Raw genomic sequence first — 24,224 nt, forward strand, 5'->3', positions numbered from 1 at the left:
CACGGCCAGAGGCCCTCAGATACCCGTGGCGGCCTGGATGCCGGGGGCGATGCGCTGCTGGTCCCGCGCGGCCCGGTTGACCGCGCTCACCACCGCGCGCAGGGACGCGGTGACGATGTTCGGGTCGACCCCCACGCCCCAGAACACCCTGTCCCCCACCGCGACCTCGAGATAGGCCGCGGCCCGCGCGTCCGCGCCCGAGCCCAGGGCGTGCTCGTGGTAGTCGAGGACGCGTACCTCGACGTCCCGGGTGCGCAGCGCGGCGACGAACGCGTCGATCGGCCCGTTGCCGGTGCCGCTGAGAACCTCCTCACCGCCGTGGATACGCACCGAAACCCGGACCTCGTCGCGTTCCCCGTGCGCGGCGGTGGTCCGGGAGCCGAGCAGCTCCAGCGGGGCGTCGGAGGCGTCGCCGGTCAGGAAGTACTCCCGGGAGAAGATCTCCCACAGTTCCTCGCCGGTCACCTCGCCGCCGATGTCGTCGGTGTGACGCTGCACGACGTGGGAGAACTCGATCTGCAACCGGCGGGGCAGGTCCAGGGAGTGCTCCGCCTTCAGCAGGTAGGCGACGCCGCCCTTGCCCGACTGGCTGTTCACCCGGATCACGGCCTCGTAGGAGCGGCCGACGTCCTTCGGGTCGATGGGCAGGTAGGGCACCTCCCACAGCCGCTGCCCGGTCCGTTCCATCGCCTCGAAGCCCTTCTTGATGGCGTCCTGGTGGGAGCCGGAGAAGGCGGTGTAGACGAGGTCGCCGCCGTAGGGATGCCGGGGGTGCACCGGGATCTGGTTGCAGTGCTCCACGGTCCGGCGGATCTCGTCGATGCCGCCGAAGTCGATCTCCGGGTCGATGCCCTGGGAGAACAGGTTCATCCCCAGGGTCACCAGGCAGACGTTGCCGGTGCGCTCGCCGTTGCCGAACAGGCATCCCTCGACCCGGTCGGCGCCCGCCAGCACCCCGAGCTCCGCGGCGGCCACGGCACAGCCACGGTCGTTGTGCGGGTGCAGGGACAGCACGACCGCGTCCCGCCGGGTCAGGTTGCGTGACATCCACTCGATCTGGTCGGCGTAGACGTTGGGCGTGGACATCTCCACCGTCGCCGGCAGGTTCAGCACGACCGGCCGGTCCGCGGTGGGCTGCCAGACGTCCATGACCGCCTCGCAGACCTCCAGGGCGTAGTCCAGCTCGGTCCCGGTGAACGACTCCGGGCTGTACTGCCAGCGGACGTCCGTGCCCGCCAGCAGCTTCTCCGCGTACCGGGCGCACCACTGCGCGCCCTGGACGGCGATGTCGGTGATGCCGGCCCGGTCGAGCCCGAACACCACCCGGCGCTGCAGCGTCGACGTCGAGTTGTACAGGTGCACGAGCACGTTCGGCGCGCCGACGACCGCGCGGACCGTGCGTTCGATCAGCTCCTCCCGGGCCTGGGTGAGCACCTGGACGGTGACGTCGTCGGGGATGTGCCCGCCCTCGACGAGCTGCCGGATGAAGTCGAAGTCCGTCTGGCTGGCGGCGGGGAAGCCGACCTCGATCTCCTTGTAGCCCATCCGCACCAGCAGCTGGAACATCTGCGTCTTGCGCGCCGGGGTCATCGGGTCGATCAGCGCCTGGTTGCCGTCGCGAAGGTCCACGCTGCACCACCGGGGCGCGCGGGTGATCGTCCGGTTCGGCCATGTCCGGTCGGGGAGGTCGACCGGGACGAACGGCCGGTACTTGTCGACGGGCATACCGGAAGGCCGCTGTGAGCCGGGAGACTGCGCGCCGGGAATATGCGAACCGGGAAACTGCCGTGAAGTAGTCACTAGCTTCTACCGCTCCTGCTTCGGGAGAAAACCTGCGGCGGCCAGCGCGCACCAACAACCCCGCGACGAGGAAGCCGACCTGTCTCAGGCCCCGCCGCGGCGACTAAGAAGCAGAAGCGTGCGCATACTGCGGCGAGCTTACTACCCGACGGCTCACACCGTCCCCCACACCGCCCCGAGGGACCGGTGAGATCAGGTCGGCAGGCCCACGACCGGCGCCGGGCCAACCCGCGGCCGCAGATCGTCGGCCCGCACAGTACACACCAGCGCGTGGGTGCCGGCCTGCCAGGCGCTCTCCTCCGGATAGATCGAGGCGACCTTCAGGCCGGGGACGCTGCCGGTGTCGCCGAAGAGGGCGCGCGCGGCGGCCACGCAGTCCCTGGCGGTGGCGGCGTCCAGGGCCGGCCGGCCCGGCCAGCCGGGGAAGGGCGCGGCCAGATCGACCACCCCCGTCACCTGGTCGAGGTGCGGCTGGTCGCAGCCCACCTTGGTGGGAGTGACCTCGTGTGCCGAATCCGGTGCCCACAGCAGGCAGTCCCCCGGCCGCAGCTCGCCGAGCAGGGTGGGATCGAGCACGAACCGCTGCGCCGGGACGGAGAGCACGGCCGGGCTCGTCGCCGGGCTGGTGGCGGCCGCCGCCGAGTCGGCGAAACCGGGCTCCTGCATCCGGACCGGGGTGCCGGCCGAGGGTGCCGGAGCGGACACCACCGCCGCGCGCGGATTGTTGCGGAGCAGGAAGAGAGCGAGACCCGCCATTCCGGCGAGCAGCGTCAGGAACGCCACCAGTCGGGTGGCGCGGCGGCGACGCGGGGAACCCGGCGTCCACATCCAGCGGTAGAACACCCGCTGCCCTTTCGACCGGACGGGTTCCACCCGGCAGCGGCCGCGCGCGGCCTCGCCGGAGGCTGCCAGGCGTTCATCGGCTGACGGCTCGATGAAGCGCGCGGAGCGCACGAAAGTGTCATCGAGGTGCAACCCCTCGAACGGGTCCCGACCGTCCCGAGCCGTGGCTTTCACGGTAAACCCAGGGACTCGTTTCCCACACCATGGCCACCGAACCAGGGGCCAGGTCACCACGACCCGTGGCACACCGCGATGGACGGCGGTGACCGGGCCGTCCGGCCTCGGTGCGCAACCGGCCGGACGGCCCCGGTCACCGGTGCCTTGTCGGCTCCTCGCCGGATCGGCTCCTCACCGGCTGGTCACTGGCTGTGGAGGCTGACCGACCGGGCCGCCGACGCTCCGATGATCTTGGCGATCTCGGTCAGGACGTCCACGGGCACCGTGTCGTCGAGCGAGAGTGACATCAGTGCCTCACCACCGGCCTTGCGACGGCTGACCTGCGCGCCGGCAATGTTGATCTGGGCTTCGCCCAGCAGCGCGCCGACCGCGCCGACCACCCCCGGACGGTCCTCGTACCGGAAGAAGGCCAGGTGTGCCTGGGGCCGGATGTCCACCTCGAAGTCGTCGATCGCGGTGACCTTCTCGACCTGCCGGGGGCCGGTCAGCGTGCCGCTCACCGACACCGGCGTCCCGTCCGCGAGCACGCCACGGACGGTGACGAGGTTGCGATAGTCGGGGCTCTCCTCGAACGTCTCCAGCGCGACGTCGACGCCCCGGTCCTTCGCGAGCAGCGGCGCGTTGACGTAGGTGACCGGCTCCTCGATCACGTCGGTGAACACGCCCTTGAGCGCGGCGAGCTGCAGCACCGACACGTCGTGGGCGACGATCTCGCCGCGGACCTCGACGGTGATCGCGGCGGCGAGGCCACCGGCAAGGCCGGTGAACAGCTGGCCGAGCTTCTCCGCGAGCGGCAGCCCCGGGCGGACGTCCTCGGCCACGACCCCGCCCGCCTGCACGTTCACCGCGTCCGGGACGAACTCGCCGCGCAGCGCCAGGCGCACCGACCGGGCCACCGCGACCCCGGCCTTCTCCTGGGCCTCCGCGGTGGACGCCCCCAGGTGCGGGGTGACCACCACGTTGTCCAGCTCGAACAGGGGCGAGGAGGTGGTCGGCTCGGTGGCGAACACGTCGATGCCGGCGCCGCCCACCCGGCCGTCCCGGACCGCGTCGGCCAGGGCCTCCTCGTCGACGAGCCCGCCCCGGGCGTCGTTGATGATGATCACGCCTGGCCTGACCCGCTCGAGCTCGTCCCGGCCGATGAGGCCGATCGTCTCCGGCGTCTTCGGCAGGTGGATCGTGATGACGTCGCTGATCCGCAGCAGCTCGTCGAGGTCGACCAGGCGCACCCCCAGCTGGGCGGCGCGGCCCACCGAGACGTAGGGGTCGTAGGCGACGATCTTCATGCCGAAGGCGGCCAGCCGCTGCGCGACCAGCAGGCCGATGCGCCCGAGCCCCACCACGCCCGCGGTCTTGTCCGCGAGCTCGACGCCGACGTACTTCGAGCGCTTCCACTCACCGCCGCGCAGCGCGGCGTTGGCCGCCGGGATGCGGCGGGCCACCGCCGCCAGCAGCGCGACGGCGTGCTCGGCGGCACTGACGATGTTCGACAGCGGGGCGTTGACGACCATCACACCGCGGGTGGTGGCGGTGACGACGTCGACGTTGTCCAGCCCGATCCCCGCCCGGGCGACGACCTTCAGCGAACGGGCGGCGGCGAGCACCTCCGCGTCCACCCTGGTCGCGCTGCGCACGATCAGGGCGTCGGCCTCGGGGATCGCGCCCAGCAGGGCGGCCCGGTCGGTTCCGTCGAGATGGCGGACCTCGAACTCGCCGGACAGCAGTTCCAGCCCGGCCGGCGACAGCTCCTCGGCAACCAGGACGACGGGCACGGTGAGGCTCCTTGGGAAGACGGCCGGCGGGACGGCGGGTCAGAAGGACAGCGGACGCGACGACGGGCGACGACGAGGACACCCGAGGTACAGGGCCAGGAGGTTGTGAGCGCCGCCCAGCGTACCCACTGTGGGCCGCTGTCGGTGATGTACCGGGGCTGTCCAGCCCGGAAATCCCTGGTGTCCACGGCCTGGCCAGGCGGACGCGGCGGTCGACGACAGCCGCGGATCCACCGGGCCAGGCCGCCCGGCGAGTGTCAGTCGACGGGCTCGGCGATCCAGGACATCAGCGGCCGCAGCTGGGCGCCGACCTGCTCGATCGGATGCTTCTTGCCCTCCTCGACGAGCTTGGTGAACTGCGGGCGGCCCGCGTCGTCCTCGGCCACCCACTCCCGGGCGAACGAGCCGTCCCGGATCTCGCCGAGGATGCGGCGCAGCTCGTCCTTCACCGCCTGCGTTATCATCCGCGGACCGCGTGTGACATCGCCGTACTCGGCCGTGTCCGAGATCGAGTACCGCATCCGGCTGATACCGCCCTCGTACATCAGGTCGACGATCAGCTTGAGCTCGTGCAGGCACTCGAAGTAGGCGACCTCCGGCTGGTAGCCGGCCTCGACCAGCGTTTCGAAACCGGCCTGTACCAGGGCGCTCGCGCCGCCGCAGAGCACAGCCTGCTCGCCGAAGAGGTCGGTCTCGGTCTCCTCGGTGAAGGTCGTGCGCAGCGCCCCGGCCCGGGTGCCGCCGATCGCCTTGGCGTAGGCGAGCGCGAGCGCGAGAGCGCCGCCCGACGCGTCCGCCTCGACCGCGACCAGCACGGGAACACCCTTGCCCTCGGTGAAGGTCCGCCGAACCAGGTGCCCCGGGCCCTTCGGCGCGACCATGAACACGTCCACCCCGGCCGGCGGCTCGATCAGCCCGTAGCGGATGTTGAAACCGTGGCCGAACGCGAGCGCCTTGCCCGGCGACAGGTTGGGGGCGATGGACTCCGCGTAGATCTTACGGTGGGTGGTGTCCGGCGCAAGCAGGATGATCACATCTGCCTCGGCCGACGCCTCGGCCGGGGTGAGCACCCGCAGGCCCTGCTCGGCGGCCCGCGCCCGGCTGCGGCTGCCCTCGGGCAGGCCGACCCGGACGTCCACGCCGCTGTCGCGCAGGTTGAGGGCGTGGGCGTGGCCCTGGCTGCCGTACCCGATAACGGCGACCTTACGGTTGGTGATGTTGTCGAGCGACGCGTCCGCGTCGTAGTAGATCTCGGCCATCGTGGGCGAATCTCCTCGATTCTTCGTCAGTGGGCCCGGCGCAACCGGGCCCACGGGATCTTCATGACCCTCAGGCCGTCCGGTCGAGAGCACGCAGACTACGGTCGGTAATCGATCGCGGGCCTCGGCCGAGGGCGACCATGCCGGACTGGACCAGTTCCCTGATGCCGAACGGTTCGAGCATCCGGATGAGGGCGTCGAGCTTGTCGCGGGTGCCGGTGGCCTCCACGGTGACCGCCTCCGGGGCGACGTCGACCACCTTCGCGCGGAAGAGCTGGACGGTTTCGAGCACCTGCGAACGGACCGACAGGTCCGCCCGCACCTTGATCAGGATCAGCTCCCGTCGCACCGCGGCCGACGGCTCCATTTCGACGATCTTGATGACGTTGACCAGCTTGTTGAGCTGCTTCGTGACCTGCTCGAGCGGTAGCTCGTCGACGGACACGACGATCGTCATGCGGGAGATGTCGTCGTGCTCGGTCGGCCCGACCGCGAGCGACTCGATGTTGAAGCCGCGCCGGGAGAACAGCCCCGCGACCCGGGCGAGCACTCCGGGCTTGTTCTCCACCAGCACCGACAGGGTGTGCGTGCTCACGGCCTGAACCTCTTCCTAAGCCTCTTCATAGTCGAAATCGGGAGCGATGTCCCGGGCGATCCTGATCTCGTCGTTGCTCGCGCCGGCGGCGACCATCGGCCACACCATCGCATCCCGGTGGACGACGAAGTCCACCACGACCGGCGCGTCGTCGATGGCCATGGCCTTGTCGATCGTGGCGTCGACCTCGTCCGGCGACTCGCAGCGCATACCGACGCAGCCGAGCGCCTCGGCGAGGCGCACGAAGTCCGGCACCCGGCGCGCGCCCCGCGGGGCACTGGACGCGGCACCGGCACCGGGGCCGCCGCTGGTGCCGGCGCTGGTGCCGGCGCCGTCCGGCCGGGTGCCCAGGTCGGTGTTGGAGTACCGCTGGTCGTAGAACAGGGTCTGCCACTGCCGGACCATGCCGAGCGACCCGTTGTTGATGATCGCAACCTTGATCGGGATGCCTTCCAGCGCGCAGGTGGCCAGCTCCTGGTTGGTCATCTGGAAGCAGCCGTCACCGTCGATCGCCCACACCGTCGCCTCCGGCCGGCCGACCTTGGCGCCCATCGCCGCCGGCACCGCGTAGCCCATCGTGCCCAGCCCGCCCGAGTTCAGCCAGGTGTAGGGGTGCTCGTAGGAGATGAACTGCGCGGCCCACATCTGGTGCTGGCCGACCCCGGCGACGTACAGCGCCTCCGGGCCGGCGATCCTGCCAAGCCGCTCGATGACGTACTGCGGAGCGACCGAGCCGTCCGTCGGCCGGTCGTAGCCCAGCGGGTACGTCCGGCGCCAGCCGTCGACCTGCCGCCACCAGCCGGCGAGATCCGCCCGCGGCTCGCCCTGCAGCGCGGCGACGAGATCGCCGATCACCTCGCGGCAGTCCCCCACGATGGGCACGTCCGCCACCCGGTTCTTACCGATCTCGGCCGGGTCGATGTCGGCGTGGATGACCGCGGCCTTCGGCGCGAACGAGGACAGCCTGCCCGTCACCCGGTCGTCGAAACGGGCACCGAGAGCGATCAGCAGGTCGGACTTCTGCAGGGCGGTCACCGCGGCGACCGACCCGTGCATCCCCGGCATGCCCAGGTGCTGCGGATGCGAGTCGGGGAACGCGCCGCGGGCCATCAGCGTCGTCACCACCGGGATGCCGGTGAGCTCGGCGAGCGTGCGCAGCTCGGCGGCGGCCCGCGCCTTGAGCACCCCGCCGCCGACGTAGAGGACCGGCCGACGGGCCGCGCTGATCATCCGGGCCGCTTCGCGGATCTGCTTGCCGTGCGGGCGGGTCACCGGCCGGTAGCCGGGCAGGCACAGCGTGGGCGGCCAGACGTCGGCGGGCAGCACCGACGTGGTCGCCTGCAGGATGTCCTTGGGCAGGTCGACGAGCACCGGCCCGGGGCGTCCGGTCGAGGCGAGGTGGAACGCCTCGGCGATCGTGCGCGGGATGTCGTCCGCGGAGGCCACCAGGAAGTTGTGCTTGGTGATCGGCAGGGTGATGCCGCAGATGTCGGCCTCCTGGAACGCGTCCGTCCCGATCGCGCCGCTGGGCACCTGGCCGGTGATCGCCACCAGGGGCACCGAGTCCATGTAGGCGTCCGCGATCGGCGTGACCAGGTTCGTCGCGCCCGGCCCGGACGTCGCGATGCACACGCCCACCCGTCCGGTGGCCTGCGCGTAGCCCTCGGCGGCGTGCCCGGCGCCCTGCTCGTGACGGACCAGGATGTGCCGGAGGTGCTCGGCGTCGTACAACGGGTCGTACGCCGGGAGGATCGCGCCACCGGGGATGCCGAAGACCACGTCGGCCCCGGCGGCCTCCAGCGAACGGACCAGCGACTGCGCTCCGGTGATCTGACTGCTCATCTGATCGTCTTCCTTGACGTTCCACGGTGGTGACGGGTGGGTGGGCCGGGCACAAAAAAACCCCTCGTGCCGAAGGCACTGAGGGGCGGCGCACGCAGTCCTAAGATCGACTACGCGCGCTCCACAAGTACAAGAATCGCAGGTGTGAGGATGCCACTGAGCATGGTCCCTACCATGCCCCGACATCCACTCCCCCGTCAAGCTCATCGACACCCTCGTCACCCAACACCGCGCCCAGCGCAACGCCCCCGGGCCCGCCGCGAAGCACCCCGTCCCGACGCAACCCGCCCGCCCACCCGCCGGGTCCAGCCTGGTCCGCAGGTACGCCAGACGGAGCAGCAGACATGAACGGCCCGCGAGCTATAATGATCGAAAATAGGCAGGGAGGGATGGTCGAAGGGGAGTGTAAGAAAAACGGTGTAACTCACCTGTGACACTCTGTGCATACGCGCAGGTAGAGGAGGCACCAGATGACCGACACGATCGAGGACACACCGGCCGATACCGGCCCCGCACCGGCCCCGCCGGTGATGGTTGACGAGGCGCTCGCCGAGAGCCTCATCGAGCGGGCCCGCGTCGAGGGGCTGTCGCTGACCGGGCCCGGTGGGATGCTCGCCGGGCTGACGAAGATGGTCCTGGAGAAGGCCCTGGCCGCCGAGATGACGGCGCATCTCGGTTACGAGCCGGGTGACCCGGCCGGCCGCAACGGCGGGAACTCCCGTAACGGCACCCGGACCAAGACCGTGGTCACCGAGATCGGCCCGGTCGCGGTCGATGTGCCCCGTGACCGCGACGGTTCGTTCACCCCGCAGCTCGTCGCGAAGCGGCAGCGTCGCCTCGGCGGGGTCGAGGAACTCGTCGTCTCGCTGGTCGCCAAGGGGCTGACCACCGGCGAGGTCCAGGCGCATCTGGCCGAGGTCTACGGCACCGAGGTGTCCCGGCAGACCATCTCCACCATCACCGACAGTGTGATCGCCGGCATGGAAGAGTGGCGTAACCGGCCGCTCGACCCGGTCTACGCCGTCGTGTTCATCGACGCGATCGTGGTGAAGATCCGTGACGGGCAGGTCGCGAACCGGCCGGTCTACGTCGCGATCGGGGTCACCGCCGACGGCGAACGCGACGTGCTCGGACTGTGGGCCGGCACCGGCGGTGAAGGCGCCAAGCACTGGCAGCAGGTCCTCACCGAGCTGAAGAACCGCGGCGTCACCGACGTGCTCATCCTCGTCTGCGACGGGCTGACCGGTCTGCCCGACGCCGTCGCCCAGGTCTGGCCCGTCACCATCGTCCAGACCTGCATCGTGCACCTTCTGCGCAATTCGTTCCGGTATGCCAGCAAGAAGGACTGGCCCGCGCTCGCGAAGGACCTCAAGCCCGTCTACACCGCCCCGACCGAGGCGGCCGCCCTCGACCGATTCACCGACTTCGCCGCGACCTGGGAGAAGAAGTACCCCGCGATCATCCGGCTCTGGGAGAACGCCTGGGCCGAGTTCGTCCCGTTCCTCCGGTTCGACGCCGAGATCCGGACCGTGATCTGCACGACCAACGCGATCGAGAGCCTCAACGCCCGGTTCCGCCGCTCGGTGAAGGCCCGCGGCCACTTCCCGAACGAACAGGCCGCGCTCAAACACCTCTACCTCACCCTGACCAGCCTCGACCCCACCGGCCGCGGCCGAGCCAAATGGATGATCCGCTGGAAAGCACCCCTCAACGCGTTCGATCTGGCCTTCGACGGACGCCTGTCCGCCGGCCGGAAGTAGACCAGCTCACCGCAGTGGTCCACACGTAGCACCAACATCACCCGCTACACCGTTAACTTGACACTCCCGGTCGAAGTGACGCCAGGCGCACAGCCGGCTTCGCGCTGGCCGATCGACGGCATCCCCATCGAAGAGGTGTTCCGTAGTCAGGGTGTGCGGCCGGTCGGTTCACTCAGGGAGCTCGCCCACCCCGAGCTGTGGGACTCCGATGAGGACTACGAGAACTTCCTCGCCGACCTGTACGCTTCTCGACACTCGGACATCGGGTGAGCGTCCTCGTCATAGACACCGACGTCGCGTCGGCGATCTTACGAGGCCGAGTACCGGGACCGCTCGAGGCACGGCTTGCCGGACAGACACTGGCAGTCACATTTGTCACCGTCGGCGAGTTGACCAAATGGACGCTGGTCCGGAGCTGGGGATCTCACAGACTCGCTGTTCTCAACCATTTTCTTACCGCCCGGGTAGGGGTACTGCCCTACAACGCACCCGTAGCCAGAGCGTGGGGCGAACTCCAGGCTCGGGGGCAGATCCGCGGTCGGCCACGGCCGACAAACGACACATGGATCGCTGCCTGCTGTATTACAAGCGGACTGCCACTGGCCTCCCTCAATATCAAAGACTTTATCGACTTCGCCGAATATGACGGCCTCCAGCTTCTCCGGAACACATAGAGATCACCATCCTCGCAGAGGCAGCGCAAAGTCGGACGAGCCCGCTCCATCAGCCGTTCACAGGTTCTCGCCGATTCCGCCGACCGCGTCGATCTGTTCGGGTGTCAGCCCCGTGAGCAACGCCAGCCGAGATCGATTGGTGCCGTCCAGCAGTGCCATCACCTCCCGCATCCGGGCCCGGATCTCCTCACGTCGGATCTCCAGATACACCCTGACCGCCTCGGCCACAAGATCCTTCTTCGTCATGCCGAGGAAGTGGGCCTCGTCCGAGATCAGCCTGTCAGCCTCCGACGTCCCGAGTATCCCTAGGGTGCCTGAGGCAGCAGTACGGTCAGCCGCGGACTGCGGCGATCACTGGGAGGCGGACGGCGCAGGCCGCCAGCACGGCGCCCGTCAGCAGGCCGACCACGGTCGCCGCTACGATCCCCCGCCCCGCGCTGGACAACGGCAACGCCGCCTCGGGCGGACGCGGAACTCCGACGACACTGCCCCGGCAAGGCAGAGGCAGTCAGGGTGTGGTGTCGAGGTTCTGAAGGAAGTGGGCGGCTATGGGGGCGGCGGACTGGGCGCCGAAGCCGCCGTCCTCGACGATGACCGCGAAGGCGACGTCGCCGCGGTAGCCGACGAACCAGCCGTGGGTCGGCGGCGGGTTGCCGTCCTTGTACTCGGCGGTGCCGGTCTTGCCGTGCACCTCACCGGGGAAGGCGACGCTGGCCGCCGTCCCCTCGGTGACCACCAGTCGCATGAAGTCCCGCAGCGTCGGAACCACCGCCGCCGGCAGCGGGTTGCTCCGCGGCGCCGAGCCGCTCACGAACGGCTGGTGCCAGGTGCCGCTGGCGACCGCCGCGGCCACGCTGGCCATCTGCAGCGGGCTCGCGTTCACCTTGCCCTGGCCGAGGGCGTCCGAGGCCGATTCCACCGCGTCCTTCGGCGTCGGGAAGGAACCGCCGACGCTGGCTATCGGCAGCGGCCGGCTGCCGTCGAAACCGTAGAGCTTCGCGGCCTGCTCCAGCGCCGAGTCGGGCAGCGAGCCCTCCAGCCGGATGAACGCGGTGTTGCAGCTGTGGGCGAACGCCTCCCGCAACGGGATCACGCCGAACTCCTCGTTCTCGGCGTTGGCGAAGGTACGCCCGCCGACCGCCACCGTCTGGGTGCAGTCCAGCGGGGTGTTCGCGTCCTTCCCCGCGAGCAGGGCGGCGGTCGCCGTGACAATCTTGAAGGTGGATCCCGGCGGATAACGGCCGTTGATTGCCCGGCCGTACCCGTTGAGCGGGTGGTTCACCAGAGCGAGAACACCGCCGGTGCGCACGTCGACGGCCACCAGCGCGCCGGCGGGTTTGGACGCGGTCGCCATCGCGGCCTCGCCGGCACGCTGCACCTTCAGATCCAGCGTGGTCTCCACGTCCTTGCCGTCGGTCATCGGATACGACCGCAGCGTGTTGACAGTCTCGTTCCGCTCGTTGCGGACGGCCACCGTGCCGCCCTGCGGGGCAAGGACCGCGTCGTGGACGCGCTGCAGCCCCGACAGCGGAGCCACCTGGCCGACCAGGTTGCCGGCGAGCTCCGCGTCGCCGCTCAGCGGCTGGCCGTTGACATCGACCAGCTGGCCGCGTTTGCCCGTGGACGTCGTGCGGTCCAGCCGCAGGCCGGGTGCCGTCAGCGCGGGGTGGATCGCGTCCGGCCGGGCCTGGACCTTCCAGTCCTTCCCCTGCCGCGCGAGGTGCAGCACACCGTCATAGCTGTACGGCTCGGGGAAGCCGGCCAGGGTGAGCGACGCCGAGTAGCCGACCGTGGCGGTCGAACCCGTCCGCTCCAGCGCGCCCGGGACGACGCGGGCCCCGGTCACGTTCAGCCTGGTACGGGCGTCGACCATGGACGCGACGAGCTGGTCGACACCGATGCTCCCCGGCGCGGTCACCGCGGTCACGCCGGCCCTGCCCTGCTCCTGCGCGGCCGTGGGCGCGGCGCTGGGTCCGGCGCTGGCGGGCGCGGCGCTGGGCGCGGCCGTGCCCGTACCCGCGGCGCGGTCCGTGGCGGAGGTGGCCGTGTCACCGGACGAGGCGAGGCTCTGCCAGCTGGACAGGTACGCCTCCGCCGCGGCCGTCGCAGCCCTGTCCTGGGCGCGGTTGTCGCTGCGGACCTTCCACAGGTATCCGGCGCCGGATGCGGCGAGCAGCACGATGACGACGGCGAGGGCGATGAGCAGACGGGTGCGGCCACGGCCCCGCCGTGACGTCGAGGCGGTGAACCCGCTGGGAGTCAGAGGCACCTTGGTGTGCTCCTCCCCCATTGACGATCCCCCAGCGGCGGCCCCGCTGACGACAGACCGGGCCCGGCCGCCGTCGACGGCCGGGCTCCGGGCGTGGCACCAGCTTACGGAGGCCCGACGGGGGCCCGCCTGTCGACGCGCCGTGAACACAACGCGGACCGTAGGTAAGAACCGTTGCTATCACAGCGGTTTTCACCTACGGACGCGCAAGCTGTAGGTGAAAACCGGCGTGATAGTGACGTTTTCCACCTACGGCTTGCGGGTGACGAGCAGGCGGAGAAAGGGCGGCGGTTACTGGCCGAGGCGTTCCAGGAGGAGTTTGCGTACCGTGCCCGGGTCCGCCTGACCCTTCATGGCCTTCATGACCGCGCCGACCAGCGGGCCGACCGCGTTCAGCTTGCCGCCGCGCACCTTGTCGGCGATGGCCGGCTGGGCAGCGATGACCTTGTCGATCGCCTCGGCGAGCGCGCCGTCGTCCGATACGATCTTGAGGCCGCGACCGGCCACCACCTCGTCCGGCGTCCCCTCACCGGCGAGGACGCCGGTGATGACCGTGCGGGCGAGGGCGTCGGTCAGCTCGCCGTCAGCGATCATCTCCGTGATGCGGGCGACGTCGAACGGCCCGATCGTGAGGCCGATCGGAGGCACACCGGCGTCGGCGGCCCGGCGCGCGAGCTCGTTCAGCCACCACTTGCGGGCCGCCTCGGCCGTCGCTCCCGCCGCGACGGTCTCCTCGACCAGGTCGAGGACGCCGGCGTTGCGCATGTTCACGATGTCGGCGGGTGTGAAGCCGTGGTCGGCGGCGAGGCGCGCCCGGCGCTGCGCCGGCAGCTCCGGGATGGTCGCCCGGACGGCGTCGACGTACTCGTGGGTCAGCGCCAGCGGGGTGAGGTCCGGTTCGGGGAAGTACCGGTAGTCGGTCGCCTCCTCCTTGGAGCGGCCGGCCGACGTCGTCCCGGAGGCCTCGTCGAAGTGCCGGGTCTCCTGGACGACCTTCAGGCCCGCGTCCAGCCGGGTGGCCTGCCGGACGATCTCGTGCCGGATCGCCCGCTCCACCGAGCGCAGCGAGTTGAGGTTCTTGGTCTCCGACCGGGTGCCGTAGAGTGCGGCGGGTTCCCCCGGGGCGGTGCGTGGACGCAGCGACACGTTGGCGTCGCAGCGCAGCGAGCCCTGCTCCATCCGGACGTCGGAGACGGTCAGCGCCCGGCAGAGCTCACGCAGCTCGTCGACGTAGGCGCGGGCGACCTCGGGCGAGCGGATGTCCGGCTCGGTGACGATCTCGACCAGCGGTATGCCGGCCCGGTTGTAGTCGACCAGCGAGTGGGTGGCCCCGTGGATGCGCCCGGTGGCCCCGCCGACATGCAGGGACTTGCCGGTGTCCTCCTCCATGTGGACGCGGGTGATGCCGACCCGGTGGATCTTCCCGTCGGCCTCCACGTCGAGCCAGCCATTCTCGCACAGCGGCTCGTCGTACTGGCTGATCTGGAAGTTCTTCGGCATGTCCGGGTAGAAGTAGTTCTTGCGCGCGAAACGGCACCACGGTGAGATCGAGCAGTTGAGCGCCAGACCGATCATCACGGCGAACCGGACCGCGGCCTCGTTGACCACCGGCAGCGAGCCCGGCAGGCCCAGGCAGGTCGGGCACACCTGGGTGTTGGGCTCCGCTCCGAACGCGGTGGAACAGCCGCAGAACATCTTCGAGGCGGTGCCGAGCTCGACGTGCGTCTCCAGCCCGATCACCGGTTCGTAGCGGGCGACGGCGTCGTCGAAGGTGGGGATGGTGGCCGTCGTGGTGGCCGTGGGTGTCAACGCACGTGCTCCTGTTCAACCGCGTCCGTCTGTACCGAAGTGGGGCCGTGATCCGCGCCGGCCGGCCGCCGCGCCGCCCCCGCGGCCGGTGCCTGACCGGCGGCGGGCCGTGGCTGGCCGGCAGGCTGCTCCTGACCGGCGGGCCGTGCCTGGCCGGTGGGCCGCGTGTCGCCGGCGAGCTGCGTCTCGGTGCCGGGGCGTGGCTGGTGGACCCGGGTGTCACGCAGGTGGATCCGGGTGGCGAACACGGCCGCGCCGACGCCGAGGACGCCCCAGAGGATCAGGATGGGCGCCGACGCGACGACACCGAGTACAAGTGCGATGACGGTCAGCACCCAGGCTGCGACCAGCAGCACCCGGTCCTCACGTCTGCTACGTAGCGCAACCATCTTGAGCCTCCTTCTCGCCATCGTAGCCGGCCGACACACACGCGATCATGATCCTCCCCGGGCGAGCCCGGGATTCTGTCACGACACGCCTGGCGCGGGCACAGCCGACGCGAGCCCGTCCGTCACGACGCGGCTGACCCTGGTATGCCCGCCCTGGCGCGTCCGTCACAGGACATCCGTTCCGGCGCGTCGATCACAGGGGTGGGGCGTCATCGAGAAAGGGGCGGCCACGCCTGGCCTCCAGCGCCGCCTCCAGCGCGCCGCCGACCCGGTACAGCCGGTCGTCGGCGAACGCCGGCGCCATGATCTGGAATCCGACGGGGAGCCCGTCGGCGAGACCGACCGGCAGGCTCATCGCCGGCCCGCCGGCCAGGTTCGACGGGATCGTGCACAGGTCGGACAGGTACATCGACACCGGGTCGTCGACCTTCTCCCCCAGCCGGAACGCGACGGTGGGCGTGGTGGGCGAAACCAGCACGTCGACCCGCTCGTAGGCGGCGGCGAAGTCCTGGCTGATCAGCGTCCGGACCTTCTGGGCCTGGCCGTAGTAGGCGTCGTAGTAGCCCGACGACAGCGCGTACGTCCCCAGGATGATCCGCCGCTTGACCTCGGGACCGAAGCCGATGCCGCGGGTGCGGCTCATGACCTCCTCGGCGCTCGCCTCGCCGTCGTCGCCGACCCGCAGGCCGAACCGCATCGCGTCGAAACGGGCCAGGTTGGACGAGCACTCGCTCGGCGCGATCAGGTAGTAGGCGGGCAGCGCGTAGGTGAAGTGCGGGCAGCTGACCTCGACGACCTCGGCGCCAAGACCGACGAGCACCTCGAGGGTGTCGGAGAAACGCGCGCGCACCCCGATGTCGTAGCCGTCCCCGGACAGCTCGCGGACCACCCCGATGCGCACCCCGCGCAGGTCACGGCTGGCGGCGGCGGCCACCACGGGCGGCGGCGCGAGCTCCACGCTGGTGGTGTCCAGTGGGTCGTGGCCGGCGATGGCGGCGTGCAGCAGGGCGGCGTCGGTCACGGTGCGGGCCAGCGGGCCGGCCTGGTCCAGGGAGCTGGAGAAGGCGACCAGGCCGTAGCGGCTCACCCCCCCGTAGGTCGGCTTGACCCCGACCAGCCCGCACACCGCCGCCGGCTGGCGGATCGAGCCGCCGGTGTCGGTACCGAGCGCGATCGGCGTCTCGAACGCGGCCACCGCCGCCGCGCTGCCCCCGCTGCTGCCGCCGGGGATGCGGTCGGTGTCCCACGGGTTGCGGGTCGGGCCGTAAGCGGAGTTCTCCGTGGACGACCCCATCGCGAACTCGTCCATGTTGGCCTTGCCAATGATGATCACGCCGGCCGCGCGCAGCTTCGCCACGACGGTCGCGTCGTACGGTGGGTACCAGCCCTCCAGGATGCGGCTGCCGCAGGTCGTGGGCATCCCGCGGGCGGTGAAGACGTCCTTGAGCGCGAGCGGGACGCCCGCGAGCGGCCCGAGCGTCTCCCCCAGCGCCCGGCGCTGGTCGACGTCCCGGGCCGCGGCGAGGGCGCCGTCGGCGTCGACGTGCAGGAACGCGTTGATCCGGTCGTCGACCTTCGCGATCCGGTCGAGCGCGGCCTGGGTCACCTCCAGCGCGCTGAGCTCACCAGCGGCGATCGCGGCGGCGGTTCGGGCGGCGGAGAAGTGGATGACGTCGGTCACGGACAGGAACCCTCACTCGTCCATATCGAGGATGCGCGGCACCCGGAAGCGGCCGTCCTGCGTGGCGGGCGCGCCGGCGAGAGCGTCGGTGCGCGGCAGGGACGGACCGGTGATGTCGGCCCGGAACACGTTCGTCAGCGGGACGGCGTGCGTCGTCGGCGGGATGTCGCCGGCGGCCACCTCCGCGACCCGGGCGACCGCGCCGATGATCACATCGAGCTGGGGGGCGAGCGTGTCGAGTTCCTCCTCAGACAGCGCCAGCCGCGACAGGCGGGCGAGGTGCGCGACCTCGTCCCTGGTAATCGCCATACCGGTTACGACCCTCTGACTTCCCGATGACCTTCCGATCACCTCATGGCTTGCTGACCCGCGGTGGCCTGCTGACCCGCGTACGCGCCGACGGCGGACGGCGACGGACGGGAGCCGACCCCAGGCCGGCCCGCGTACGACCTGGCCCGCGTACGACGCTGTGGTCATCGTACGGTCCGACCCGTCCGATCGGCCTGTGGCGTGCCGGCCAGCGACGACTTCGTGTGCTCGGGCGATACGGTGCGAGGGTGGTCAGCGTCGTTCCCCGGCTGCGTTTCGCGCCGTCCCCGACCGGCATGTTCCATGTCGGCAACGCCCGGTCCCTGCTGCTGAACTGGGTGGTCGCCCGCCAGTCCGGCGGTTCGCTCGTGCTGCGGATCGAGGACACCGACGCCGCCCGCAGCCGCCCCGAGTGGACGCAGGGGATCATCGACGCGATGGCCTGGCTCGGCGTCGGGCCGGGCGAGTACGAAGGTCCCTACTTCCAGTCGGCGAACGCCACCGCGCACCGGGAGGCGATCGACCGGCTGCTCGCCGCCGGGCGCGCCTACTACTGCGACTGCTCGCGCGAGGACCTCCTCGCCCGGACCGGGGACAGCCACCGCGGCTACGACAGCTTCTGCCGCGACCGGGGGCTCGCCGCCGCCGAGGGCCGCGCCGTGCGCTTCCGGACGCCGGACGAGGGCGCGACGATCGTCGACGACCTGGTGCGCGGCAAGCCCGCGTTCGACAACGCCCTGCTGGAGGACTTCGTCATCGCCCGCGGGGACGGTTCGGCGACCTTCCTGCTGGCCAACGTCGTCGACGACGTGACCATGGGCATCACCCACGTCATCCGGGCCGAGGAGCACCTGTCCAACGCGCCCAAACAGCAACTGCTGTGGGAGGCCCTGGGCACCCCGCCGCCGGTGTGGGCGCACACGCCGATCCTGGTCAACGCCAAGCGGCAGAAGCTGTCCAAGCGGCGGGACAGGGTGGCGCTGGAGGACTTCCGCGCCGAGGGCTACCTGGCCGCGGCCATGCGCAACTACCTGATGCTGCTCGGCTGGGCGCCCTCGGGCGACCGGGAGATCGTCCCCTGGGAGGTCATCGAGAACGAGTTCCGGCTGGAGGAGGTCAACTCCGCCCCGGCGTTCTTCGACGTGACGAAGCTGCGCGCGTTCAACGGCGAGTACATCCGGGCGCTGACCGTCGAGGAGTTCGTCGCCGCCTGCCAGCCGTGGCTGACCGGGCCGTCCGCCCCGTGGGACGCCGACGCCTACGACCCGGAGGTGTTCGCGGCGGTCGCGCCGCTCGCGCAGACCCGGCTGGTGCTGCTGTCCGAGATCGTGCCGCTGGTGGACCTCCTCTTCCTCGACACCCCGGACATCGACGAGGCGGCGTGGGCGAAGGCCACGAAGGACCGGGACACCGCGGCCGCCCTGCTCACGGCCACCGTCGACGCCTACACCCGGCTGGCCGCCGAGGGCGGCGACGACGGGACGGACGGGGCGGGCGGCCAGGGTGAGCACGGCGGCCAGGGGTGGGACGCGGCGGCCCTCAAGGCGCGGCTGGAGGAGGTCGGTCTCGCCCACGGGCTGAAGCTGGGCAAGGCGCAGGCGCCGGTGCGGGTGGCGGTGACCGGCCGCTCGGTGGGGCTGCCGCTGTTCGAGACGCTCGCGGCCCTCGGCCCCCAGCGGACGCTCGCCCGCCTGCGCGCGGCCCTGGCCCGGCTCACCTGATCGGAGCCAGGCGTCCGGTACGGGGCACGGCTCCCGTTCTTCCCACTCCAAGGTGACGCAACGTGAACATCTGCGTGACTCACTGCCGGCCACAGCGACCCGGATACACTAGATGACCAGCACTGATACCTGCACGTGACGTTGTTGCCACCAAGCTGGCATGCACAGAATGCATCCTTGACCACATGTCGTACCTGCTACGCCTCGTCCTGCCGGACCGTCCCGGCGCCCTGGGCGCCGTCGCGACCGCCCTCGGCCAGGCCGGCATCGACATCGTCAGCCTGAGCGTGGTCGAGCGCGGCGCACGCGGCGCCGTGGACGATCTCGTCGTCGAACTGCCCCCGAACGGGCTGGCCGACACCGTGCTGACCGCGGCCTGCTCCGTGCCCGGGGTGAGCGTGGAGTCCCTGCGCCCGTACCCGGCCGGCGGGGTCGGGATCAGAGACGACCTGGACCTCGTCGAAGCGCTGACCGCCCGGCCCGACGACGCGCTCGCCGTCCTCACCGGGTTCGTCGGCGCGGTGTTCCACGCCGACTGGGCGGTGCTGCTCGAACGGGTCGCGCCCGGCGACATCCGGATCGTCGAATCCTCCGTCGGCGCCCCCGACCTCGGCGGTGACGAGCTGACCAGCCCGAAGAAGGTGCGCACCGAACTGCTGTCGCTGCCTCTGGACCGGGCACGCGGCCTCGGCGCGGACAGCGGTTGGTTCCCGCCGCGCTGGAGCGCGCTCGGCATGGAGCTCGCGGTAGCGCCGGTGGGTACTCCCCCGGGGGGCAGCTCCGAGCTGGCGGTGCTCGTCGGACGGCCCGGTGGCCCGCGCTTCCGCGCCTCCGAGGTCCAGCGCCTGGCCCATCTCGCCGGCATAGCCGCCACGATCGTGCGCAACCGCCACGCCTCGCCAGCCCCCACCTGACACCCGAACAACCATTCCGCCCCGGCCACCGGCGGGGCGTGGCTCGGGCTACCCGTCGGCTGGTTGCGGTGGGCCGTCGTCCGGTTCCGGCGGGAGCGCGAGCGGGGTTGCGGCCTGCGGCCCCTGCTCCAGCAGGACGGCGAAGCCGGCCTCGTCGAGGATCGACAGCTTCCAGGCGCGGGCCTTGTCGTACTTGCTCGCCCCCGGGTCGGCGCCGACCACCACGAAGGCCGTCTTCTTGCTCACCGAGGCGGTGACCTTGCCGCCGCGGGCCTGGACGGCCTCGGTGGCGGAGTCCCGGCTCCAGCCCGCCAGCGTCCCGGTGATCACGACGGTGACGCCGGTGAGCGGGCCGGGCCCGTCGTCCGCGCCGGCGTCGGCGAACCGCGCCCCACCGGAACGGATCCGTTCCAGGATGTCCTGGTGGCGCGGGTCGGCGAACCAGTCCACCACGGAGGCGGCGATGGTCGGACCCACGCCGTCGACGGCGGCCAGCGTCTCGGTGGACGCGGCGGCGATGGCGTCCACCGAGCGCATCTCGCGGGCCAGTGCTCGGGCCGCGCTCGGGCCCACGTGCCGGATGGACAGCCCGACCAGCAGCCGCCACAGCGGCTGCTGCCGGGCCGCTTCCACCCCGCGCAGAATCTGGTCGATCTTCTTCTTGGCGAAGCCGCGCAACTCGGCGAACGACTCGGCGGTGAGGTGGAAGACGTCGCCGACGTCGCGTACCCGGCCGGCCTCCAGCAGGGCGGTCGCCGTCTCGTAGCCGAAGCCGTCGATGTCCAGGGCGCCGCGAGAGGCGAAGTGGAACAGCGACTCGCGCAGTTGCGCCGGGCACGAGACGGTGTTCGGGCAGCGGACGTCGACCTCGCCCTCGGGACGCACCAGCTCGGTGCCGCACTCCGGGCAGTGGGTGGGCATCACGAAGGCGCGTTCGGAACCGTCCCGCAGGTCCACGACCGGGCCGACGATCTCCGGGATCACGTCCCCGGCCTTGCGCAGGACGACGGTGTCGCCGATCAGCACGCCCTTGCGTTCGACCTGGTCGGCGTTGTGCAGGGTGGCCAGGGCGACGGTGGAGCCGGCGACCCTGACCGGCTCCAGGCGGCCGAACGGGGTGACCCGCCCCGTGCGGCCCACGTTGACCTCGATGCCCAGCAGCCTGGTGGTGACCTCCTCGGGCGGGTACTTGTAGGCCACCGCCCAGCGCGGGGACTTCGACGTGGCGCCGAGGCGGCGTTGCAGGCCGAAGGCGTCGACCTTCACCACCACACCGTCGATCTCGTGCTCGACGTCGTGGCGGTGCTCCCCCCACCGGCGGACGAATGCCTCGACCTCGGCGACGCTCGCCAGCACCTCGTGGTGCCGGGAGACCGGCAGGCCGAGCTCGGCCATCCGCTGGTACGCATCGGACTGGGAGGTGACGTCGAAGCCGCGGTGGGCACCGAGTCCATGCATGATCATGGACAGTGGGCGGCCGGCGGTGACCCGCGGGTCCTTCTGCCGCAGGGAGCCGGCGGCGGCGTTGCGCGGGTTGGCGAACGGTTTGTCGCCAGCGGCGACCAGCGTGGCGTTGAGTTCGGTGAAGGCCGCCGTCGGGAAGAAGACCTCGCCGCGGACCTCCAGCAGCTCGGGCACGCTCCCACCGCGCAGCCGGCCCGGCACCGCCGCGAGGGTCCGGATGTTCGGGGTGACGTCCTCTCCCGTCCGCCCGTCGCCGCGGGTGGCCGCGCGCGCCAGGTAGCCGTCCTCGTAGACCAGGTCGACCGCGAGACCATCGATCTTCAGCTCGCACAGCCAGGCGTCCACCTCGGCCTCCCGGGTGACGCGGGCGGCCCACGCCTCGAACTCCACCTCCGTGAAGACGTTGTCCAGCGAGAGCAGCCGCTCCAGGTGCTCCACCGGGGTGAACAGCGTCGAGATGGTGCCGGCGACCTTCTGGGTCGGCGAGTCCGGCGTGCGCAGACCCGGATAGCGGGTCTCGAGCTGCGTCAGCTCGGCCATGAGCTGGTCGTACTCGGCGTCGGAGACGGTCGGGGAATCCAGGACGTAGTAGCGGAAGGCGTGTTCGCCCAGCTCCCGGGCCAGCTCCGCCGCCCGCGCCCGCGCCTGTGCCGGGATCTCGTCGACCGCCGACGCGTCGGCCGCGTCCGCGGGGGCGTCCGGGCTGGAGGTGTCGAGCGGGCTCATACCGACCCGTCCGCCAGGGCCCGGCCCGCCTCGCGGCAGCGTCGCAGCGCCACCCTCGCATAGCCGGGCGTCGCACCCGCGAGACCACAGGTGGGAGTCACCACGACCACCTCCCGAAGCTGCTCCGGGGCGAACCCCAGCCGCCGCCACATCGACCGGACGGGCTCGACGGTACGACAGACGTCCGACAGCTCTGACAGTTCCACGTCCCGCGCCGGCACCACCCCGGCCATCAGCGTGACCCCGGCCTCGACGGCCTCGCCGATGGCGTCGTCGTCGGCGGGGGTCAGCAAGGTCGCGTCCAGCCCGACGAAGGCGGCTCCCGCCTGCCGCAGCAGCCCCACCGGCGGCTTGGACGCGCAGCAGTGCACCCCGGTGGGCACCCCGGTGGCGGCCAGCAGCGTCCGCAGCCGGTCGACGACGACGCCCTCCTCCACCGCCGGGAGCACCCCGAAGCCGCTGGGCGTGCGGACCTCGCCTGCGAGCACCGCCGGCAGGGAGGGCTCGTCGACCTGCACGATCAGGCGGGCGCCGGGTACGGCCAGGGCGATGTCGGCGAGGTGGCCGGCAAGCCCCTCGACCAGGGCCTCGGCGATGTCGCGGCTGGCGCCGGCGTCCCGGAGGGCCTTGTGCCCGCGGGGCAGTTCGACGGTGGCGGCGAGCGTCCACGGGCCGGCGACGGCGACCTTCAGCGGCCCGGTGTAGCCGGCGGCAACCTCGCTGAGCGCGTCGAGGTCGCGGGCGAGCAGGTCCCGGGTGCGGCGCAGGTCGACCCCGGGACGCGGCACCAGCCGCCACCCGGACGGCTGCAGGTCGACCGGGGTGTCCGCGAGCAGGCCCGCGGAGCGTCCGATCATGTCGGCGCCGGCGCCGCGGGCCGGCAGCTCGGGCAGGTGCGGCAGGTCGGGCAGCTCGTCGAAGACCAGCCGGCACGCCTCGACGGGGTCGATCCCCGGCAGCGACCCGACCCCGGTCGCCGTCCCCGGCTCCCACGGCCGGCCGCCGGCGGGTGTGATGTCAGGCATGGTGGTGAATGCTGTCACGGGCTCGTCAACATCTCGGAATCACCGTCCGTGGGAAAGCAGGTGTCGAAGCGGATGCCAGGGAGCGCGCCAGGGCCGGTTGGGCCCCGCGGCACCCGGGCGCGCGGTACCCGGCCCCCGGTCAGCGCCCGAGGCGGATGACATGGCCGCCGCCGAGGACGCGGTCACCGTCGTAGAGGACGACGGCCTGGCCGGGGGCGGTGCCGCGCAGCGGCTCGTCCAGGGTCACCCGCAGTTCGTCGCCGACGCCCTCGGCGATGGCCGGCACCGCCCGCCCGTGCGCCCGGACCTGCGCCGCGCAGACCACCGGCCCCTCGTACGGCCAGACCGCCCGGTCGGCCACCAGGTGGGAGACGTCGAGTGCCTCGGCCGGGCCGACCGTCACCGTCCGGGTCACCGGGGAGATGTCGAGGACGTAGCGTGGCCTGCCGTCGGGCGCGGGCCGGCCCAGGCGCAGGCCGCGGCGCTGGCCGATCGTGAACGCGAAGGCCCCGTCGTGCTCCGCCAGCGTCTCGCCGGTGGCCGCGTCCACCACCGGCCCGGGCTGCGTGCCGAGCCGGTCCCGCAGCCAGCGGCCGGTGTCACCGTCTGCGATGAAGCAGATGTCGTGGCTGTCGGGCTTGTCCGCGACCGCGAGGCCGCGGCGGGCGGCCTCGGCACGGACCTCGGTCTTCGTCGTGTCCCCCAGTGGGAAGATCGCGTGGGCGAGCTGGTCGGGGCGCAGCGTCCCCAGCACGTAGGACTGGTCCTTGCCAGGGTCGACCGAACGGCGCAGCACCGCCCCGGAAAGCTGCGCGTGATGGCCGGTGACCACCGCGTCGAAACCCAGGGCCAGCGCCCGCTCCAGCACCGCCGCGAACTTGATCCGCTCGTTGCAGCGCACGCACGGGTTGGGCGTCCGGCCGGCCTCGTAGGCGGCGACGAACTCGTCGATGACGTCATGCTCGAAGCGGTCGGCGAGATCCCACACGTAGAAGGGGATTCCGAGGACGTCGGCGGCGCGGCGGGCATCCCGGGCGTCCTCGACGGTGCAGCAGCCACGGGCGCCGGTGCGGTGCGAATCGGGCGACTTCGACAGGGCCAGGTGCACGCCTGTCACGTCGTGGCCGGCGTCCACCGCGCGGGCCGCCGCCACCGCCGAGTCGACGCCCCCGGACATCGCCGCAAGCACACGCAT

At 71.5% G+C, this 24,224-nt stretch carries 20 protein-coding genes; 5 read left to right on the forward strand and 15 right to left on the reverse strand.

All coding sequences use genetic code 11. The features are described 5' to 3' along the window. Window positions 1–15: 15 nt before the first annotated feature. The 6 genes from leuA to FSYMDG_RS18530 form a co-directional block, all read right to left on the reverse strand. A complete protein-coding gene (gene leuA / locus FSYMDG_RS18505) occupies window positions 16–1,725 on the reverse strand; it encodes a 2-isopropylmalate synthase (RefSeq protein WP_043603983.1) in 1,710 nt (569 codons plus the stop codon). 267 nt (window positions 1,726–1,992) lie between these two features. Then, the gene (locus tag FSYMDG_RS18510) at window positions 1,993–2,817 is read right to left on the reverse strand and encodes a septum formation family protein (RefSeq protein WP_013874915.1); all 825 of its coding nucleotides are present in this window, start codon (window positions 2,815–2,817) and stop codon (window positions 1,993–1,995) included. A 185-nt stretch (window positions 2,818–3,002) separates the two neighbouring features. Continuing rightward, window positions 3,003–4,592, reverse strand: coding sequence for a phosphoglycerate dehydrogenase (gene serA / locus FSYMDG_RS18515; protein ID WP_013874916.1), 1,590 nt, complete (start codon window positions 4,590–4,592; stop codon window positions 3,003–3,005). Window positions 4,593–4,849: 257 nt separating this feature from the next. Further along, window positions 4,850–5,851, reverse strand: coding sequence for a ketol-acid reductoisomerase (ilvC, locus tag FSYMDG_RS18520; RefSeq protein ID WP_013874917.1), 1,002 nt, complete (start codon window positions 5,849–5,851; stop codon window positions 4,850–4,852). 70 nt (window positions 5,852–5,921) lie between these two features. Then, a complete protein-coding gene (gene ilvN, locus FSYMDG_RS18525; RefSeq protein ID WP_013874918.1) occupies window positions 5,922–6,446 on the reverse strand; it encodes an acetolactate synthase small subunit in 525 nt (174 codons plus the stop codon). Window positions 6,447–6,461: 15 nt separating this feature from the next. Beyond that, window positions 6,462–8,288: an acetolactate synthase large subunit gene (locus tag FSYMDG_RS18530; RefSeq protein WP_013874919.1), complete on the reverse strand. Its 1,827-nt coding sequence runs from the start codon at window positions 8,286–8,288 to the stop codon at window positions 6,462–6,464. 470 nt (window positions 8,289–8,758) lie between these two features. Between FSYMDG_RS18530 and FSYMDG_RS18535 the strand changes: the two genes are divergently transcribed. From FSYMDG_RS18535 to FSYMDG_RS29820, 3 genes are all read left to right on the forward strand, one after another. Then, window positions 8,759–10,048: an IS256 family transposase gene (locus FSYMDG_RS18535; RefSeq protein WP_013871703.1), complete on the forward strand. Its 1,290-nt coding sequence runs from the start codon at window positions 8,759–8,761 to the stop codon at window positions 10,046–10,048. A gap of 75 nt (window positions 10,049–10,123) precedes the next feature. After that, window positions 10,124–10,318 (forward strand): hypothetical protein, encoded by a 195-nt coding sequence (locus FSYMDG_RS18540; RefSeq protein ID WP_013874920.1) that lies wholly within the window; start codon window positions 10,124–10,126, stop codon window positions 10,316–10,318. After that, on the forward strand, window positions 10,315–10,722 hold the full coding sequence (locus tag FSYMDG_RS29820) for a type II toxin-antitoxin system VapC family toxin (RefSeq protein WP_013874921.1): 408 nt from the start codon (window positions 10,315–10,317) through the stop codon (window positions 10,720–10,722). The genes FSYMDG_RS18540 and FSYMDG_RS29820 overlap by 4 nt, the downstream gene beginning before the upstream one ends. Before the next feature lie 57 nt (window positions 10,723–10,779). Here FSYMDG_RS29820 and FSYMDG_RS18545 read toward each other — a convergent pair whose 3' ends face one another. From FSYMDG_RS18545 to gatC, 6 genes are all read right to left on the reverse strand, one after another. Further along, window positions 10,780–10,950, reverse strand: coding sequence for a hypothetical protein (locus FSYMDG_RS18545; protein WP_237702848.1), 171 nt, complete (start codon window positions 10,948–10,950; stop codon window positions 10,780–10,782). A gap of 280 nt (window positions 10,951–11,230) precedes the next feature. Continuing rightward, complete coding sequence (locus FSYMDG_RS18550) at window positions 11,231–13,012, reverse strand: penicillin-binding transpeptidase domain-containing protein (RefSeq protein ID WP_013874923.1); 1,782 nt, start codon at window positions 13,010–13,012, stop codon at window positions 11,231–11,233. Window positions 13,013–13,282: 270 nt separating this feature from the next. Next, window positions 13,283–14,770 carry an Asp-tRNA(Asn)/Glu-tRNA(Gln) amidotransferase subunit GatB gene (gatB, locus tag FSYMDG_RS18555; protein WP_431307097.1) on the reverse strand — a complete coding sequence of 496 codons (1,488 nt, stop codon included), beginning with the start codon at window positions 14,768–14,770 and terminating at the stop codon, window positions 13,283–13,285. A gap of 26 nt (window positions 14,771–14,796) precedes the next feature. After that, the gene (locus tag FSYMDG_RS27250) at window positions 14,797–15,189 is read right to left on the reverse strand and encodes a hypothetical protein (protein ID WP_013874925.1); all 393 of its coding nucleotides are present in this window, start codon (window positions 15,187–15,189) and stop codon (window positions 14,797–14,799) included. A gap of 193 nt (window positions 15,190–15,382) precedes the next feature. After that, entirely contained in the window at window positions 15,383–16,870 is a 1,488-nt protein-coding gene (gatA, locus tag FSYMDG_RS18565) for an Asp-tRNA(Asn)/Glu-tRNA(Gln) amidotransferase subunit GatA (protein WP_013874926.1), read from the reverse strand. A 12-nt stretch (window positions 16,871–16,882) separates the two neighbouring features. Continuing rightward, the gene (gatC, locus tag FSYMDG_RS18570) at window positions 16,883–17,179 is read right to left on the reverse strand and encodes an Asp-tRNA(Asn)/Glu-tRNA(Gln) amidotransferase subunit GatC (protein ID WP_013874927.1); all 297 of its coding nucleotides are present in this window, start codon (window positions 17,177–17,179) and stop codon (window positions 16,883–16,885) included. 269 nt (window positions 17,180–17,448) lie between these two features. Here gatC and gltX point away from each other — a divergent pair, with 269 nt between their 5' ends. Then, the gene (gltX, locus tag FSYMDG_RS18575) at window positions 17,449–18,900 is read left to right on the forward strand and encodes a glutamate--tRNA ligase (RefSeq protein WP_043607041.1); all 1,452 of its coding nucleotides are present in this window, start codon (window positions 17,449–17,451) and stop codon (window positions 18,898–18,900) included. Between the two features lie 185 nt (window positions 18,901–19,085). Continuing rightward, window positions 19,086–19,814, forward strand: coding sequence for an ACT domain-containing protein (locus tag FSYMDG_RS18580; RefSeq protein WP_013874929.1), 729 nt, complete (start codon window positions 19,086–19,088; stop codon window positions 19,812–19,814). A gap of 48 nt (window positions 19,815–19,862) precedes the next feature. On the opposite strand, the gene ligA is transcribed toward FSYMDG_RS18580, so the two are convergent. The 3 genes from ligA to mnmA all read right to left on the reverse strand — a co-directional run bounded on the left by ligA (window position 19,863) and on the right by mnmA (window position 24,224). Further along, window positions 19,863–22,004 carry an NAD-dependent DNA ligase LigA gene (gene ligA, locus FSYMDG_RS18585; protein WP_013874930.1) on the reverse strand — a complete coding sequence of 714 codons (2,142 nt, stop codon included), beginning with the start codon at window positions 22,002–22,004 and terminating at the stop codon, window positions 19,863–19,865. Beyond that, window positions 22,001–23,029, reverse strand: a complete 1,029-nt coding sequence (locus tag FSYMDG_RS18590) for a methionine synthase (protein ID WP_013874931.1) — start codon at window positions 23,027–23,029, stop codon at window positions 22,001–22,003. The genes ligA and FSYMDG_RS18590 overlap by 4 nt, the downstream gene beginning before the upstream one ends. Before the next feature lie 139 nt (window positions 23,030–23,168). Further along, entirely contained in the window at window positions 23,169–24,224 is a 1,056-nt protein-coding gene (gene mnmA, locus FSYMDG_RS18595) for a tRNA 2-thiouridine(34) synthase MnmA (protein WP_013874932.1), read from the reverse strand.

The organism is Candidatus Protofrankia datiscae (assembly GCF_000177615.2).
Classification (GTDB): domain Bacteria; phylum Actinomycetota; class Actinomycetes; order Frankiales; family Frankiaceae; genus Protofrankia; species Protofrankia coriariae.